This is a genomic window from Nonomuraea sp. 3-1Str, assembly GCF_031570565.1.
Classification (GTDB): Bacteria; Actinomycetota; Actinomycetes; order Streptosporangiales; family Streptosporangiaceae; genus Nonomuraea.
Window position 1 is genome coordinate 158,148 of the sequence record NZ_JALHBK010000002.1, and the last position, 15,003, is coordinate 173,150.

The window sequence follows — 15,003 nt, forward strand, 5'->3', positions numbered from 1 at the left end:
TTTTCCTGATAGGGAGGAGGCGTGGAGTTCCGCATCATGGGCCCGCTGGAGGTCCGCGACACCGACGGCAAGGACTGCACCCCGACCGTGCGCAAGCATCGCGATCTGTTGGCGATGTTCCTGCTCAACGCGGGCCGGCCGCTGACGGCCGAGCGGCTGCGCCGGCTGCTGTGGCCGCACGAGGACGGCGACCGGTCCGACTCCCTCGTCCGCGGGTATGTGGGACAGCTCAGGCGGCTGATCGGGCACGGGACGATCACGACCGTGTCCGGCGCGTACCTGCTGAACCTCGGCGACGGGCAGCTCGACGTCGACCGGTTCCGGCTGCTGGTGGACCGGGGCGCGTACGAGGAGGCGCTGACCCTGTGGCGCGGCGAGGCGCTGGACGACGTGGATCCCGAGGGCGAGCGGTGGGTGGAGACCCGGCGGCTGCGAGAGGAGCTGGAGGAGCTGCGGCTGCTCGCGCTGGAGCGCCGGGTGCAGGCCGACCTGGACGCCGGGCGCCATCGCGAGCTCCTGGCCGAGCTGCGCGGGCTGACAAGGCAACACCCGATGTGGCAGCGCTTTCGCGGCCAGTACATGCTGGCGCTCTACCGCAGCGGGCGCCGGGTGGACGCGCTGGCCGCGTACGCGGTGCTGCGCGACCAGCTCGACGGCGGCCACGCCATCGAGCCGGACCCGGAGCTGCAACTGCTCTACCACCGCATGTTGCACGACGACGCCTCGCTGCACGTGTCGGCCGGTCCGCCGGTGCTGCTGCCGCCCGACGTGGCCGACTTCACCGGCCGGGCCGAGCTGCTGAAGGAGGTGACCGGCGGCCTCGTCGTGGTGCACGGGCAGGCGGGGGCGGGCAAGTCGGCGCTGGCCGTGCACGCGGCATGGCGGCGGCGCCCCGACTTCCCCGACGGCATCCTGTACGCCGACCTGCGCGAGACCACGGCCCCGGCGGCCGTGCTGGAGGACTTCCTGCGCTGGCTCGGCTGCCCGGCCCAGGCGATCCCGGCTGCGCCGGAGCAGCGCGAGCGGCTGTTTCGCACCTACACCGCCAACCGCACGCTCCTGGTGGTGCTGGACAACGCCGCCGGCGAGGCGCAGGTGCGGCCGCTGTTGACCTCGTGCCCGACCATCGTCACCAGCCGTTCCCCGCTGGGCGGCCTGCTCGGCGCGCGGCGGCTGCCGGTGGGCGTGCTGGACGACGGGGAGGCGCTGGAGCTGCTGGTCAAGAGCTCGGGCCAGGCGGCGGACGGCGCCCTGCGGCGGTTAGCGCGCTTCTGCGGCGGCCTGCCGATCGCCTTGCGCATCGCGGGTTCCCGGCTGGCGGCCCGCCCCGAGTGGACCGCCGACTATCTGGTGGGTCTGCTGGAGGACGAGCACCAGCGGCTCGACCGGCTGCACGCGGGCGACCTGACGGTGCGGAGCGTGTTCGCGATCGGCTTCGACGGGCTGCCGGAGGCGGCGAGGCTGACGTTGCGCGGGCTGGGCGCGCTGTCCGCGCCGGACTTCGCCGACTGGGTGACCGAGCTGTTCGGCGGGCAGGCGGAGACGCTGGTGGACGCGGGGCTGCTGGAGACGCACGGCGTGGACGTGGCCGGGCAGGTGCGCTACCGGCTGCACGACCTGACCCGGCTGTTCGCGCGCGAGCAGCCGGTGCCGGGGGCGTTGGCGAAGCTGGCGGACAAGGCGCTGTCGCGCGTGCAGGCGTCGCGGTTCTCACTGGTGTCGGGAGATCCGGCCACGGCCGTGGCGACCAGGGACATCAGGGAGTCGGTCGAGTGGCTGGCGGCCGAGCGGGCGTTCCTGGTGAGCCTGGTCGCCGACCTGAGCGCCGCCGGGCTGGACGGCGCCTGCTGGCGGCTGGCACACCTGCTGGCCCCCTACCTGGAACGGCACCGGTTCCTGGACGACTGGCGGGCCCTGGCGGGCCCCGCGATGGAGGCGGCGCGGCGGGCCGGCGACAGCCTGGGCGAGGCGCTCATCCTGCTGGACCAGGGCGACCTGCACCTGGCTCAGCGGGACTGGCAGGGGGCGGAGGAGCGGCTTCGGCTGGCGCTGGAGATGTTCGAGAGCCGGGGAAGCGCCCGCGAGGTCGCGCACGTCATGCGCCGGCTGGGCCGCGTGCACCTGGAGCTGGGCCGCCTGGAGGAGGCTGAGCGGGCGCTGCTGGCCTGCCTGGAGAGGGCGGAGAACCAGCGTGACGCCGCCGACGCCGAGCAGGTGCTCGGCGTCATGTTGCGCCGCTCGGGCCGGCTGGACGAGGCCGCCGACCGGCTGCTGGCCGCCGTCGGTCGCCTGGCCGAGCTCGGCGACCGGCACCGGCAGGCCGACACGCTGCTGGAGCTGTCGGCGGTACACCTGGCGCAGGGCGCGAAGCCGGACGCGCGTGCCGCCGCCGAGCGGGCCCGGGGCATCGCCGTACGGCTCGGCGACCGGCTGCTCGACGCACATGCCCTGCTGGCCCTGGCGAAGGTCAACCGGGCGGAGGGCGCGGCCGTACGCTCGCGCGAGCTGGCCCGGGCGGCGCTGGAGGTCTTCGAGGAGACCGGCGACCGCCAGGGCAACGCGAACGCCCGGTCCCTGCTGGCGCTGCTCTGAACGGCTCAGGCAGGCGAGAGTTCGGAAGGTGCTCCGAACCACCGGGTCAGCGCGTTGTCCAGCGTCTTCGAGGTGTCCGGGTCGCCTGACGCCCAGGCGACGATCCCGTCGGGCCGGACCAGGAGGCCCGTGAGGTCGGGACGGTCAGGACACGTCGTCGCGGCGACGCGGATCCGGTCGCCGTAGCCTTCGGCGTGCCGGCCGAGTGCCGCGTCGCCGCCTGTCAGGTCGAGGAGCAGGGCCTGGCCGCCGTGGAGGAGGTCGGCCAGCTTGCCGACGCCGGTGAGTTCGAGGTCAGGCACCGTACGGCCGGCCAACGGGTGGTCGCCGTCGAGGTCGTAGTGCTGCCATACGCCGGAGAGCTTCTTGGCGAAGTAGGTGGTTCCGGTCACCGTCCTGGCCAGGTCGGTCACGATGTCACGCATGGCCTGTGCGTGCGGTTCGGGACGCATCAGCGCGATCTGGGCCCGGGTCCAGTCCAGGACCCACGCGCCGATGGGATGCCGCTCGGCGCTGTAGGAGTCGAGCAACCCCACGGGCGCCCAGCCGCGAATCGCGGCGGCGAGCTTCCAGCCGAGGTTCATCGCGTCCCCGATGCCAAGGTTGAGCCCCTGGCCACCGAAGGGCGAGTGGACGTGCGCCGCGTCGCCCGCCAGCAGCACCCGCCCCATCCGGTAGGTGGTGGCTTGGCGGGCGTTGTCGGTGAACCGGGTGGCCGTGTGGACGGCGGTGATCGTGACATCGACCCCGGAAACCCGGCGCAGGGCCGCCTGGAGCTCCCCTGTGGTGATCGGCGCGTCCCGGTCGGCGGGTGGCCCGCCGAACTGCACGGTGAGGATACGGCCTGGTATCGGGCCGTGGACGTAGACGCCGGTGTCGGTGCGGTTCCAGCCCATGCCCAGGTCTTCGGCGCCCTCCATCTCGACCAGCGCCTGGTGGCCGGTGATCTCCGGGTCCGTGCCGGGGAACTGGAACCCGGCCAGTCTGCGGACCGTGCTGCGGCCGCCGTCGCAGCCCGCGAGCCAGGCGGCGCGGATCGGACCCTTGCCGGTGTGGACGGTGATCCCCTCGGCGTCCTGGTCGAACCCGGTGAGCTCCACACCGCGCCGCACCTCGACGCCGAGGGCCGACGCACGGTCGCCGAGCAGGCGCTCCAGCTCGGATTGGGGCACCAGCGAAACGTCCGCCGCGGGGCCGTGGCCGGCGAAGTCGGGATCGGACGTGTCGAGCATGTCGTTGTGCAGCATGATGCCGGCGAAGTGGCCGAGAACCTTCGGGCCGGATTTCCCGAACTTTCCGCCCGCACCCGGCCGCATGAACCGCGCGAAGACCTCCCGCTGCATCTCCGCCGCCGCGGGCAGCAGCCCGCGGCGGTAGAGCGCCTCGGCGGTCGGCAGGGTGATCGAGCCCGCCTTGATCGTCGTGTCCACCTCGGTCAGCCGCTCGACGACGACCACCGACACTCCCGCCAGCCGAAGCTCGCAGGCGAGCATCAGTCCGACGGGACCTGCCCCTGCCACCACCACATCGAAGTCCATGACTTCACTATAGTCACTAAAATCTTTTACTCGCTACACTGGAATCGTGAACCACGATCCCGCCCCCCTAACGCTGCGCGAGCGCAAGAAGCGCCAGACACGGCAGCGGATCTCCGATGTGGCGTCGATGCTCTTCTTCGAGCGCGGCTTCGACAACGTCACGGTCGCCGAGGTCGCGGAAGCCGCTGACGTCTCCGCTATGACGGTCTTCAACCACTTCCCCCGCAAGGAGGACCTCTTCCTCGACCGGCTTCCCGAGGCCGCGGAGCTGATCACGCGAGCCGTCCGGGAACGTCGGGAGGGCGAGTCCCCGCTCGTCCCGCTGCGCCGCATGCTGCTGGAGCTCATGGACCAGCGGCATCCGCTGTCGGGCCTGCACGACGACTTCCCGCACTTCTGGCGGGTCGTGCTGGCGGCGCCGTCGCTGCGGGCGCGGGCCAGGGAGGCCGTGGAGGAGATGGAGGACACCATGGCCTCTCTCCTCGCGGAGGCCGCCGGGGTCGAGCCCGGCGACTCGCGGGCCAGGTTGGGGGCGGCGCTGACCGTCGCGGCCTGTCGCACGATCTACGTCACCACGGCCGCGCGGCTGCTGGCGGGCGAGCGCGCCGACGACATCGCCGACGAGCAGCGAGCACTGGCCGTGCGCGCCTTCGACGGCCTGGAACGGGCGCTTCCCGACGGCCTGTGACGGCATCCCGATCGGGGTCGGCCGAGAGAGGGCCGGTCAGGAGCCGCTGATTAGCGGACCGTGCCCGGCACGTCCTTGGGGCGGGCGCGCCATCGCCAGGACGCTACCTACGCCTAGGACGGCCCGCGAGTGACCGTGATCGACCGGTGATTGGCCGCCCGCAATGGCACGCTAACGGCCGGGCGATCAAGCTCTGGACTGCGGCGGTTGCTGGCGGACCTTTGGACTTCGGCCCGTACTACGGCAACAACCTCGCCGTGCTCCGGGACCGGCTGAGTACCGATGTGAAGCGACCCGTGAAGTTGGCATGGACTCATTGGCAGAAAAGAAAGGGCAACCTGGGCGCCGATCTCTTCGACAAGGTCCGCCGACTCCTCGACGAACTCAGGCACAAGACGTGGCATGGGCCTGTGCGATCACTGCACCTTCGAATTACGCACCGCCCACACCTGCCCAACTGAGCGTCCCCAGAGCCGGAGGCTGGTCTTGCGGTGCGGAGGTACTCCCGTCACAATTCTGGAATGCTGTCGAGAATGCCCGCTTCGCACAAGGTTCTCTTAGGCGTATGTGGACTACTGGGAGTGCTCTATCTCGCAAGGTGGCTCAGCGGCGCCGAGGTGTACGTGCGTGGGCCGTTCTTCTGGCTCCTTCTGGCGGTCAAGGTGACCGCGGTTGCTCTGGCAGTAAAAGCCTCATTCGAGGGGATTCGCCGGTCTCGTCGAGGCGATTATTCTGAGCCACCCATCTCGGCAGAGCCGGTTGATGGTCCTCGGCGGCGGCAGCTTCAGAGCTCCGTGGGTATCGGCTTCTTGGCTTTTCCGCTCTTCTCCTCCATTGTCTACATGTTCGCAGCGACTGATGGCGGTGATCCCCACACCACCGGTCCGCTTGACCTGGCTGCGTATGCCTCCACCGGTGTCATGTTCGCCGCGCTTGTCGCGATGCTCGTCTGGATGCACTTCATGGGTATGCGGTAGGACAGAGCTCCACCGGGATGGCTGGAGATATCCCGGCGGCTACCGCCGCATCCCCGGCGCCCAACTGCGCTTCACCGACCTCGACGGACACCGCTTCACGTGTCTGGCCACCAACACCAAGCGCGGCCAACTCGCCGACCTGGAGCTACGCCACAGCCGCCGCAACAGATACGAGGACCGCATCCGCTCTGCCAAGGACACCGGCCTGGCCAACGTGCCCCCCTGCACGACACCCACGCCCACCGCTACGAACCCAAACGCCTACGGCACAGTCAAAGTTGACCACCAATTGATCCAGATCACCGGCAAGGGTCTGATTTTCACCGATCCCAGGTCCGCGGGCCGCAAGGTACGGGCGGCTTGGCTGCGAAAAGAGGAGGCGGCAGAAGGAGGCCGATGTCAGGATGGTCGCCCTGTGCCCGATACGAAGGGAACTGAGGGCCATGCCTAGCGCCATCACTTTGATCCGCTCCGCTTCTCTGTCCGACGTCGCCGAGTATGCTTACGCAGCCACGGCGCCTGCCGAGTCACGACTCATCTTCCTCGCCGGAGCGTGTCCCCTGAACGAGGACGGCTCGACGGCAGCGATTGGGGACTACGCGGGCCAAGCAGCGAAAGCCATTGAGAACATGCAGGCGGCTCTCACTGCCGCTGGCGCATCATTGCACGACGTCATCAGCACAAGGGTTCTCGTCGCGTCCACCCGGCAGAAGGATTTGGGGGCTGCCTGGAAGGTGGTCCGGGACTCATTCGGTGACCACGACGTACCGAGCACCTTGATGGGCGTCACCGTGCTTGGTTACGACGACCAGCTCGTTGAGATCGAAGCCGTCGCCGCCGTACTCGATTCCTAAGCGGCAAGGCTGGGCGGAGGCGTGACCATGGGCGGGCCTCATGGTCCGCCCGGCGGAGCATTCCGACCTCGCGGCCATCGCTGGCCGCGAGGAAAGACCCGCGATGACGCCACGGCCTGCTACCTCGCTTGGTAGAGCCCCCATAGCCCTGTACCTGTGAAGGCGTACGAATGGTTCGACTGCGATGGCGACGACTTACCCGACGACCAACGCTTGTTCGTCAATGAGCTCCGTGCACACTCGACGACCCATTGGGCACGCGACCAGACCTAGGGCAATAAAGATCAAAAGCCCAGGCCGATGACCTGGGCTTTCATGTGTGGAGCCTAGGAGATTCGAACTCCTGACATTCTGCTTGCAAACGGAAGCCGGGTACCACCCGAAGTCGGCGTTGCCCAGCTCAGAGAGCAGTTCCCGACTGACAGAGTGTGTCGTGTAAGGCCTCGTTGCCGTACTTCTCTGCTGTACGCGCTGAGCACACGATAGGACGCAGACAACTGATCCGCATCCTGGTCCGCGGGGAGGCGCACCTGCTGCGCTCCACTTGAATCGTGATCAATGCGTATGCCTCGCGAGACAGCCGGATCAGATTCTCACGGTGTGGATACATGCAACGCGAATGCCTCACCCACCGCCGAGAAGCGGCTTGCCGAGCGAGTGGTCGCCGCCGGGCTCGCCGGCATCATCCTGCCCTTTATCCAGTTCGGCTGGTTGCTGCTCGTGGCCGCCTTGTCCGACGACTCACGCTGCGGCCACTTCGGCTGTATCGGCCAGTTGGCCGAGGCGTGGACTGTGGGGAACTGGGCGGCGGTCGTGCTCGCCTGGCCGCTGCTGCACCTCCTCCGGGTGCGCCCGGCATGGATCGTCGCCGTGCTCGCGCCCTTCTTCCTGGTGCCAATCTGGGAGCTAGCCGACGTGCCGGTCAGCGTGGTCGCCGGAGTGTTCGCCTACCCACTGGCTGCCCTGGTGAGCGCGCCGCACCTGTCGTGGCGGGGTCGTGGTCTGGTGCTTGCCCTCTTCCTTCTGCTCTGCGCTGTCCTTGCGGCTTCTTCCGGATAGTCCAGGGCAGTCCCGGGCCGCCTCGCCGTGGGTCAGGATCAGGGAGTCTGGCATTTGATCCCTAGCCAGGCGACGCACCGTGCTCAGGACATGTGTGACACTTCGCTGAGCGCTGGTGGAGTTGAGCGTGGTCGAGCAGCGGTATCAAGCCGTGCTGCAGGTGTTGTCCGGGGCGAGTGTCACCGAGATCGTCCGCCGATTCGGTGTCTCCCGTCAGACCGTTCATCGACGGCTGGGCCGATACCGCGATCAGGGGCTGGCCGGGCTGTCGGATCGCTCCTCGCGCCCGCGTAGTTCGCCGGCCCGGACACCGGCCGCGGTGGAGGCGCTGATCTGCGAACTGCGGCGTAACCACCCCCGTTGGGGTGCCCGCGCCTGGTGTGGGAATTGACCCGCCGAGGCTGCTCCGGGCCGGTGCCGTCGAAGGCGACGGTGCACCGTGTGCTGGTGCGCCATGGGCTGGTACAGGTCAACCCCAGAGGCCGGCGACGGGAGGACTACACGCGCTGGCAACGATCCGAGTCGATGCAGTTATGGCAGATGGACATCGTCGGAGGGATCATGCTGGCCGACGGCACCGAGTGCAAGGTCGCCACCGGCATCGACGACCATTCCCGCTGCTGCGTCGCCGCGACCGTGGTGGCGTGCCCTACCGGCCGGGCCGTCTGCCTGGCCCTGGCGGAGGCGTTGAGCCGCTACGGCATCACCCACCGGCTGACCCGCCCGCATTCACCCACCACCACCGGCAAGGTTGAGCGCTTCCACTAGACACTGCGCCGGGAACTGCTAGACGAGCACGGCCCGTTCGCCAGTATCGAGCATGCCCAGCAGGTGACCTGGATGGTTGACGAGAGCGACGCGACATGTGATTCTCGGGCTCAGCGTTCTGGACGCTGGATTCTGTTTTGTGGGTGCGCGGTCGCCGTGCATGATGCGTTGCAGGCTCCAGCGACAGACACCGATCCCGAGAGGTGGCTCTGTCGTGTCGTTGCCCTTTGCTGTCCTGATCACAGTTCTCCCCTGCCTGGTGCTCGGACTTGTCGCACTCATGCGTGCGCGCCGAGAGGACATCCCTACCGTCATTCGCGCTCTCGCCCGATGGGGGCGGCGTTAACGGTACGGGGAATGCCGCGGACTCTATCGGGCCAGTCTTCTCGCCGCTGCCGTTCCACCTGTTGGGGAGCGAGCGAGGGCCAGAGAGCATGGCGAAGTTGCGTGGTCACCGACGTGACGGATTGGCCGATGCGCGGGCCAGCCAGGTCAGGCCCATGGCCTGTACCAACGCAGCCGCCATCAGAAGATAATGCGTAGCCGACTGCCACCAGGGAAGCCCTGCTTCGTAGTCGGGCAAGTCGAAGATGCCGGCCCGCACGGGGTTGAGCAAGGCCAGGAAGAGGATGGGCAGATAGGGCACGGCGATGACCCAGGCCGCTGTCAAGAGGCCGGTCCGGCCACGGCCGCGCAGCCGGAGGAGAAGGGCGCCGATGACGATCAGCGCGACGCCCACCAAGCCCGCCCCGAGGGCGACCCAGCAGGTCCACATCCACGCGTACGCGGCCACAGGACTCATCGCATCGTTCAGCGGGACACCCCCCTCCCACTCCGGCCCTCGACGCAGCGCTTCATCACCCATCTGGATGGCCACGTAATTGAGTGCCGCGTACACCGGCACCAGCGCCGTCCCCATCGTCAGCAGGACAAGGCCCTTCCTGACATTGATCACCACCAAAGCATCCCGTTCTCCCTTCTCGCCGACAACCCGGCGACGGCCCTGGGCCTGAACCGCCTTCGTTGGAGGCTCCGATCCGCTGGCGCTCCAGCAGCGACAGATAACGGCTGGAGCGAGCCTCCTCCGCCACACGCGCCGGTGAGAGACCGCCGTTCTCCGCCCGCCACCCGTCTTCCGGCCGACGTGGCCGACGGGTCGATGCCGCAGCTCGCAGAAACGACCGCAGCATGGTTCGAGAGGATTCTGAGGCGCCCCATCGCCCGTCATGAGTGGACCCGGTTCGGCAGGGTGTACACCTACGAATACCTGTTCTCCGACACGCTTGAAGGCTTGTGTCAGATGTACGACGACAGCCTTGCACCGCGGGGGCTACGCAAGTCTCTGATCCGGTCCGGACATGTCTACGGGAAGGGCTGAGTGCAGGTCAGAGGCATAGAGCAGCCTGATCGGATCATCCACGTGCGTGGCGAACTCTCCTGATCCTCCTTCAGTTCGCGAGATTATGTTCATGGCACGTTAACGGCACGAACGCCCCGTTCCAAGATCCGGAACGGGGCGTTTCATGAGGTGGAGCCTAGGAGATTCGAACTCCTGACATCCTGCTTGCAAAACGGCCTGATCTTCAGGCACAGCGGCCTCGACCTGGGCGAGGGACAGTCCGCGAGTGACCGTGGCTGACCGGTGTTGACCGCCCTTAATGGCACGCTAATGGCACGACGATCATGCCCGTCACCTGGTTGCTTCTGCGGGAAGCGCACACCCTACCCTCCAATCATCCCGTCTGCCGTCGTCCTCGCCCGAAGGGAAGCGCCAAAGCCACGGGGTCAAGGTGGAGCGCCCTACTGAAGGAATGACCCTTACCCGTGGCTCTGGTCTGCTCGGCATTGCCCGGGGCGACGGCAGACGGGATGATCAGGTTTCCACCTCGACCACTTGGGAACCTCTGGCCCGACACGACGACCATCCCGGAGCCGGAGGACCTTGCCCGATGTTGCTTCACCCGAGGAGCTGGGAAAGCTAGACTCACGCTGTGGCATCACACACCTCCCGATATGATGTTGCTCTTTCATTTGCCGGCGAGGAGCGGGATTACGTAGAACAAGTTGCCGCAACTCTCAAGGCGGTCGGCGTTCGCGTTTTCTATGACGAATACGAGAAGGCCTCACTGTGGGGCAAGGATCTTTATGAACACCTTGACTCCATATACAGGAATGCGTCTCGTTATTGCATTCTGTTTGTTTCCGAAAACTATGCTCGCAAGGTGTGGACAAATCACGAACGCAAGAGCGCTCAGGCGAGAGCGCTACAGGAGAACGAGGAGTATGTTCTTCCCGTAAGGTTCGACGATACAGAATTGCCTGGCCTGCGCCCTACCGTTAGTTATGTCGATGCAAGAACGCATGGGGCTCAAGAACTCGGGGCTCTGGTCCTGCAGAAGTTGGACCACTGGCGACCCAAAGAGAGCTATCCAGTAAGCCCTGATCGACTCTGGCGTAGAATGAAGGCGAGATCCAAGAGAGAGAAGCGCCGAACAAAGGCGGTTAGCCGAGACTTCTACGAAGCGCTTCGGAGGATGTCCCCTCGTGAGCGTCGAGCGGTCTCAGCCGTGTTGGCATTCGGTTGTCGCTATGAGCTGCCCCTACATGTTCACATCTCGCTCGACTATCTGCGCCGAATGACGGGTATACCGCAATCAGAGCTAATGGCAGATCTAGCGACTGTCAGATCTTTAGATATTCGCGTCCAAGCTAGACCGATCACCGACAGCCACCTGCCAGGTGACCTAATTCCGGACGATCAGGACATAAGGCTTACCTATTGGTCTCGTGAAGCCATTAGAGATGACGCAACTACTATCGCATATTGGACAATCAACGAAGTTGCTGATCATTTCTGCGCGGACCATGGACTTGAGATGATTGAAGCACTTGACTTTAGCCGGCTTTCCAGCGCGTGCTCTGATAGCGGCGCGCCCTCTCAAACGACTTCGACGTGACTTCATCTGATCAACCTGCTGAATACGCTATACGGGTGGCCAATGAATCTTATAGATGGTATCAACGAGCCGCAATTAAGGCTAGGCGCTATTACCGGCTGTCCGAAGTAATGCAACTACTTATCTCAGCAGCTATCCCGGCCTCGGCGGCGTTAATCCCAGACAATGCGAAAACGCCTGCAATACTGGGGGCTATACTCGTTATCTTGACTGGGCTGAAATCTATTTTTCACTGGCATGATGACTATCTGAGATTCAGCGCTGCACGCGAGGCGGTAGAGGCGCAGCGTCGTCTATATCTCACTGGCGGCGCGCCTTATGATAATCTCGCCACGAAGGATTCCCTGCTGGCCAGCACTATTACCAGTATCGAGCGTCAGGAAATGGAAGTTTGGGCGAAGATTGCCGCCAAGCAGCCTAAGACGAAGAAGGAAGTTCAATGAAGCCGATACGGCGTTGACCACAGATTCGTCGGCACTTAAAAGCTGTGCACACTCTGATGGCAAACGCGGAAAGCTCTTGCGGTGCTCTCTGAATAGCGCTTTCTATCACTGCTCCAACCGTTCCACGATCCGCTCCCACAACGCCATGAATAGCTCCTCCTTGGTGAACTCGCGGTCGCCACTGCTTCCGAGGCTGCCCAACACAGAAAAATCCATCATCTTTAGCATTGGCTTCTGGGCCTGTCGGTTGAAGTATGGTTCGGCCCAGCCGTTAATCCCGCGGCTAAGCCCACGGTGATGGTCGAGACCAAAATGGAGCTTGTCATCGCCCATGTCCCCGCCCTTGTAGATATCCAAGGCGTACACGACCTGCCCCTGTTGCTCAATACGGATGGATATCCGGTCTTGTATCCGATTAACGGTAGTGACGAAGCCCAGCGGTTCAAGCTGCGGTTCAGCACCCTGGAACTGGACGCCGAGATACTCAAAGACAGCCTCTAGCTCGCGGTACTTGCTGAAATGGGCGGGGACCACCTTCGGAAGACGGAGCTCCATCGCTTCTTGTACTACTGTGCCGACATCCCGGGGCAGATGTCCTCTGGCCTGCGCCCCCCGAACTTTCGTGCGGAGTTGCTCCGCGAGCTGATCAGGTGTGTGATCTTCTGCCCTCAGGTAGTGGATATGCGGGTGTAGAAGCTCGGCAGGCACCTGCACGTCACCGATCAGGACTGGCAGAATGTAGCCATCACCTTGCTTGACGGCCGTCATCATGGCCGAGGAGAACTCGTCCATAGGAATTGGCTTGGCTAGATACTCCGTTGAGAGGAACGGCACAAAGAACCGCGTCTGTGAGCCGTACACTGTTCGTTGCTCCTTGATGAAGCTCTTGCCCCACCAGTCGTTGCCCATGTCGTGGGAGTAAAAGACAATCAGCCCCAAGGCCTTGCAGGCTTGGACCGTCTCCTCGACATAGGTGCGGTGCTCGCCAGCGAAGGAGACTGCGAGGTCATAGATAGCTTGGGGGGTGGTGTTCATTCTTCCGCCATATGTCAGCTTTGTCCGTTTACTTGCAGATCTGAACTGTGCAGCCACTCTGCACCTGGTAGCCCTTGCCGAGTCCGATCAGCCAAACTCTACGTTGAAATGAGCGAGCACCCACAGTCCGAACGTACCTCTGCTTCTTCGTTCTCGCAGGTGAGATCACAGCAGCCCTGGTCACAGACTATGGCGAGGAGAGCGAAGGCTAACTTAAGCGATTGACTTGGGTATGAGCTCACCTGTGCGGCTCCCTCGTGATCGCGGTAACCATGAGCATCTACAGCGACGTGCCTGGATCAAGGAACGCCCCGGCCTGCGTCCCGAGACAGTGGAGCTGTACACGTGGCTGCTCGAACGCCACATCGTTCCCACCCTCGGTGGCGTAGCGGTCGGGAAGCTCTCGGCCCAGATGATCCGCACCTGGCGCTCGGACCTGCTCAACAAAGGCGTCTCGGTCTCGACCGCGGCCAAGGCGTACCGCGTGCTGCGGGCCGTGCTGATGACGGCCGTCGAAGAGGACAAGCTCATCGCGCGGAACCCCTGCCGGATCAAGGGCGCCGACAACGAGCACACGCCCGAGCGGCCGGTCCTCACCGTGACCCAGGTCTTCGAGCTGGCCGACCGGATGGCCGACAAGCGCTTCAAAGCCCTGGTGCTATTGACCACCTTCGCCAGCCTGCGCTGGGGCGAGGTGATCGCGCTTCGCCGTAGCAGCATCGACCTCGACGCGCGTACGGTCCAGGTCCGCGAACAACTCGTCGAACTCGACGGCGGCGAGATGCGCCTCAGCCCTCCGAAGTCCCGGGCCGGCAAGCGGACAATCAGCATCCCCTCGGTCATCATCCCGGCCCTCACCGAACACCTCGCCGCTTACGTCGACCAGGTCGACGACGCCTTCGTGTTCCTCGGCAAGCGCCGGGGCGTTCCTGCGGGGCGGCAACTTCCGACGCGAGGCCAAGTGGGCGGAAGCGCTCAAGGAGATGGGATTGCAGGCCTGCACTTCCACGATCTCCGGCACACCGGCAACACCCTCGCCGCCCAATCAGGCGCGAGCCTGGCCGACCTCAAGGCCCGGATGGGGCACGACAGCGACCGGGCCGCACTCATCTACCAGCACGCCACCCGCGACGCGTACCAGCGCATCGTCGACGCACTCACCGCGCGCGTCGACGCCGAGCAACAGAAGATCGCCAAAGGCTAATGGCACGTTAATGGCACGAACGCCCCGTTCCAAGATCCGGAACGGGGCGTTTTCGCAGGTGGAGCCTAGGAGATTCGAACTCCTGACATCCTGCTTGCAAAGCAGGCGCTCTGCCAGCTGAGCTAAGGCCCCTTCAGACGAAGATAGCTTACCGGCCCGGCGTGCCCATCTGGTGCGGGGGCAGGTCGTCGCTGAGCACCAGGCTGGGGAAGTCGGCGATCGTGTCGAGGATGTGGGTGGCACCGCCCTTGAGGAGGCGTTCGCGGCTGTGGACGCCCGTCATGACGCCCGCCACGATCGAGGCGCCCGCGCGGCGGCCCGAGAGCATGTCGCTTTCGGAGTCGCCGATGACGGCGACCGCGCGTACGTCCTCGATGCCGAGCCGGAGCACGGCGTGCAGGATCATGTCGGGCCAGGGGCGGCCGCGGCCGCCGGCGTCCTCGGGGGAGATGGCGAGGTCGATCTTGTCGTCCCAGCCGAGCACGCTGAGGACGCGGCTCAGGGTGGTGCGGCTGAAGCCCGTGATGAGGGCGAGCCGGAGGCCGGAGCCGCGCAGCTTGTCCAGGACCTCGATGACTCCGGGCATGGGGACGAGGCCGGCCCGTTCCAGGGCGCCCTCGTAGGAGCGCTCGAAGGTCAGGTTGGCGGCCTGCGCCTGGGCTTCGTTGTCGGGGAAGATCCCACGGAAGACATCGATCTTGGGGCAGCCCCGGGACCGGTGCACGTGCACCATGGCACGCGCGTACGCTCCGGTCCCGGGGACGATGCCCTGTGTGGCTATCGCCTCGGCGAAGGCGCGCTCCACCATGGCGATGTCACCGACTGTTGTGCCTGCCAGGTCGAGGCACGCCAGCTGGATGGGGACGACGTCACTCATCGCCTCGCCAG

General features: G+C 65.7%; 15 protein-coding genes, 1 tRNA gene and 1 pseudogene. 12 read left to right on the plus strand and 5 right to left on the minus strand.

From position 1 onward, the window contains the following. Window positions 1–21 precede the first annotated feature (21 nt). The gene (locus MTP10_RS04445) at window positions 22–2,592 is read left to right on the plus strand and encodes a BTAD domain-containing putative transcriptional regulator (RefSeq protein WP_310707699.1); all 2,571 of its coding nucleotides are present in this window, start codon (window positions 22–24) and stop codon (window positions 2,590–2,592) included. A 5-nt stretch (window positions 2,593–2,597) separates the two neighbouring features. Here the strand turns inward: MTP10_RS04445 and MTP10_RS04450 are convergent, their stop codons facing one another. Beyond that, the gene (locus tag MTP10_RS04450) at window positions 2,598–4,130 is read right to left on the minus strand and encodes an FAD-dependent monooxygenase (protein ID WP_310707700.1); all 1,533 of its coding nucleotides are present in this window, start codon (window positions 4,128–4,130) and stop codon (window positions 2,598–2,600) included. A gap of 46 nt (window positions 4,131–4,176) precedes the next feature. Here MTP10_RS04450 and MTP10_RS04455 point away from each other — a divergent pair, with 46 nt between their 5' ends. The 8 genes and pseudogenes from MTP10_RS04455 to MTP10_RS41910 all read left to right on the plus strand — a co-directional run bounded on the left by MTP10_RS04455 (window position 4,177) and on the right by MTP10_RS41910 (window position 8,476). Next, window positions 4,177–4,818: a TetR/AcrR family transcriptional regulator gene (locus MTP10_RS04455; RefSeq protein ID WP_310707701.1), complete on the plus strand. Its 642-nt coding sequence runs from the start codon at window positions 4,177–4,179 to the stop codon at window positions 4,816–4,818. Between the two features lie 146 nt (window positions 4,819–4,964). Further along, a complete protein-coding gene (locus MTP10_RS41900; RefSeq protein WP_397334414.1) occupies window positions 4,965–5,279 on the plus strand; it encodes a barstar family protein in 315 nt (104 codons plus the stop codon). Window positions 5,280–5,399: 120 nt separating this feature from the next. Continuing rightward, window positions 5,400–5,795, plus strand: coding sequence for a hypothetical protein (locus MTP10_RS04460; RefSeq protein ID WP_310707702.1), 396 nt, complete (start codon window positions 5,400–5,402; stop codon window positions 5,793–5,795). A 9-nt stretch (window positions 5,796–5,804) separates the two neighbouring features. Beyond that, window positions 5,805–6,015: pseudogene (locus MTP10_RS04465) on the plus strand (IS1380 family transposase); the annotation flags it as partial. Window positions 6,016–6,238: 223 nt separating this feature from the next. After that, window positions 6,239–6,649: a Rid family hydrolase gene (locus MTP10_RS04470; protein WP_310707703.1), complete on the plus strand. Its 411-nt coding sequence runs from the start codon at window positions 6,239–6,241 to the stop codon at window positions 6,647–6,649. A 600-nt stretch (window positions 6,650–7,249) separates the two neighbouring features. Further along, window positions 7,250–7,708 (plus strand): hypothetical protein, encoded by a 459-nt coding sequence (locus tag MTP10_RS04475; RefSeq protein ID WP_310707704.1) that lies wholly within the window; start codon window positions 7,250–7,252, stop codon window positions 7,706–7,708. 127 nt (window positions 7,709–7,835) lie between these two features. After that, window positions 7,836–8,099: a helix-turn-helix domain-containing protein gene (locus tag MTP10_RS41905; protein ID WP_397334415.1), complete on the plus strand. Its 264-nt coding sequence runs from the start codon at window positions 7,836–7,838 to the stop codon at window positions 8,097–8,099. 149 nt (window positions 8,100–8,248) lie between these two features. Next, window positions 8,249–8,476 (plus strand): hypothetical protein, encoded by a 228-nt coding sequence (locus MTP10_RS41910; RefSeq protein WP_397334416.1) that lies wholly within the window; start codon window positions 8,249–8,251, stop codon window positions 8,474–8,476. A 451-nt stretch (window positions 8,477–8,927) separates the two neighbouring features. On the opposite strand, the gene MTP10_RS04485 is transcribed toward MTP10_RS41910, so the two are convergent. Beyond that, window positions 8,928–9,434 carry a hypothetical protein gene (locus MTP10_RS04485; protein WP_310707705.1) on the minus strand — a complete coding sequence of 169 codons (507 nt, stop codon included), beginning with the start codon at window positions 9,432–9,434 and terminating at the stop codon, window positions 8,928–8,930. A gap of 1,033 nt (window positions 9,435–10,467) precedes the next feature. Here MTP10_RS04485 and MTP10_RS04490 point away from each other — a divergent pair. Further along, a complete protein-coding gene (locus MTP10_RS04490) occupies window positions 10,468–11,433 on the plus strand; it encodes a TIR domain-containing protein (RefSeq protein ID WP_310707706.1) in 966 nt (321 codons plus the stop codon). Between the two features lie 35 nt (window positions 11,434–11,468). After that, window positions 11,469–11,876, plus strand: coding sequence for a DUF4231 domain-containing protein (locus MTP10_RS04495; RefSeq protein ID WP_310707707.1), 408 nt, complete (start codon window positions 11,469–11,471; stop codon window positions 11,874–11,876). A 105-nt stretch (window positions 11,877–11,981) separates the two neighbouring features. Here MTP10_RS04495 and MTP10_RS04500 read toward each other — a convergent pair whose 3' ends face one another. Continuing rightward, the gene (locus tag MTP10_RS04500) at window positions 11,982–12,911 is read right to left on the minus strand and encodes a toll/interleukin-1 receptor domain-containing protein (RefSeq protein WP_310707708.1); all 930 of its coding nucleotides are present in this window, start codon (window positions 12,909–12,911) and stop codon (window positions 11,982–11,984) included. Between the two features lie 331 nt (window positions 12,912–13,242). Between MTP10_RS04500 and MTP10_RS04505 the strand changes: the two genes are divergently transcribed. Beyond that, a complete protein-coding gene (locus MTP10_RS04505; protein ID WP_310707709.1) occupies window positions 13,243–14,115 on the plus strand; it encodes a site-specific integrase in 873 nt (290 codons plus the stop codon). Window positions 14,116–14,174: 59 nt separating this feature from the next. Here MTP10_RS04505 and MTP10_RS04510 read toward each other — a convergent pair. Further along, a tRNA-Ala gene (locus MTP10_RS04510) sits at window positions 14,175–14,247 on the minus strand. A 16-nt stretch (window positions 14,248–14,263) separates the two neighbouring features. Next, the gene (locus MTP10_RS04515; protein WP_310707710.1) at window positions 14,264–14,992 is read right to left on the minus strand and encodes an HAD-IA family hydrolase; all 729 of its coding nucleotides are present in this window, start codon (window positions 14,990–14,992) and stop codon (window positions 14,264–14,266) included. Window positions 14,993–15,003 lie beyond the last annotated feature (11 nt).

What these genes read in the sequence shown, in the direction of transcription:
- MTP10_RS04450 (WP_310707700.1), bottom strand. Translation starts at nt 4,130, where the DNA reads ATGGACTTCGATGTGGTGGTGGCAGGGGCAGGTCCCGTCGGACTGATG.
- MTP10_RS04470 (WP_310707703.1), top strand. Translation starts at nt 6,239, where the DNA reads ATGCCTAGCGCCATCACTTTGATCCGCTCCGCTTCTCTGTCCGACGTC.
- MTP10_RS41910 (WP_397334416.1), top strand. Translation starts at nt 8,249, where the DNA reads ATGGACATCGTCGGAGGGATCATGCTGGCCGACGGCACCGAGTGCAAG.
- MTP10_RS04500 (WP_310707708.1), bottom strand. Translation starts at nt 12,911, where the DNA reads ATGAACACCACCCCCCAAGCTATCTATGACCTCGCAGTCTCCTTCGCT.
- MTP10_RS04515 (WP_310707710.1), bottom strand. Translation starts at nt 14,992, where the DNA reads ATGAGTGACGTCGTCCCCATCCAGCTGGCGTGCCTCGACCTGGCAGGC.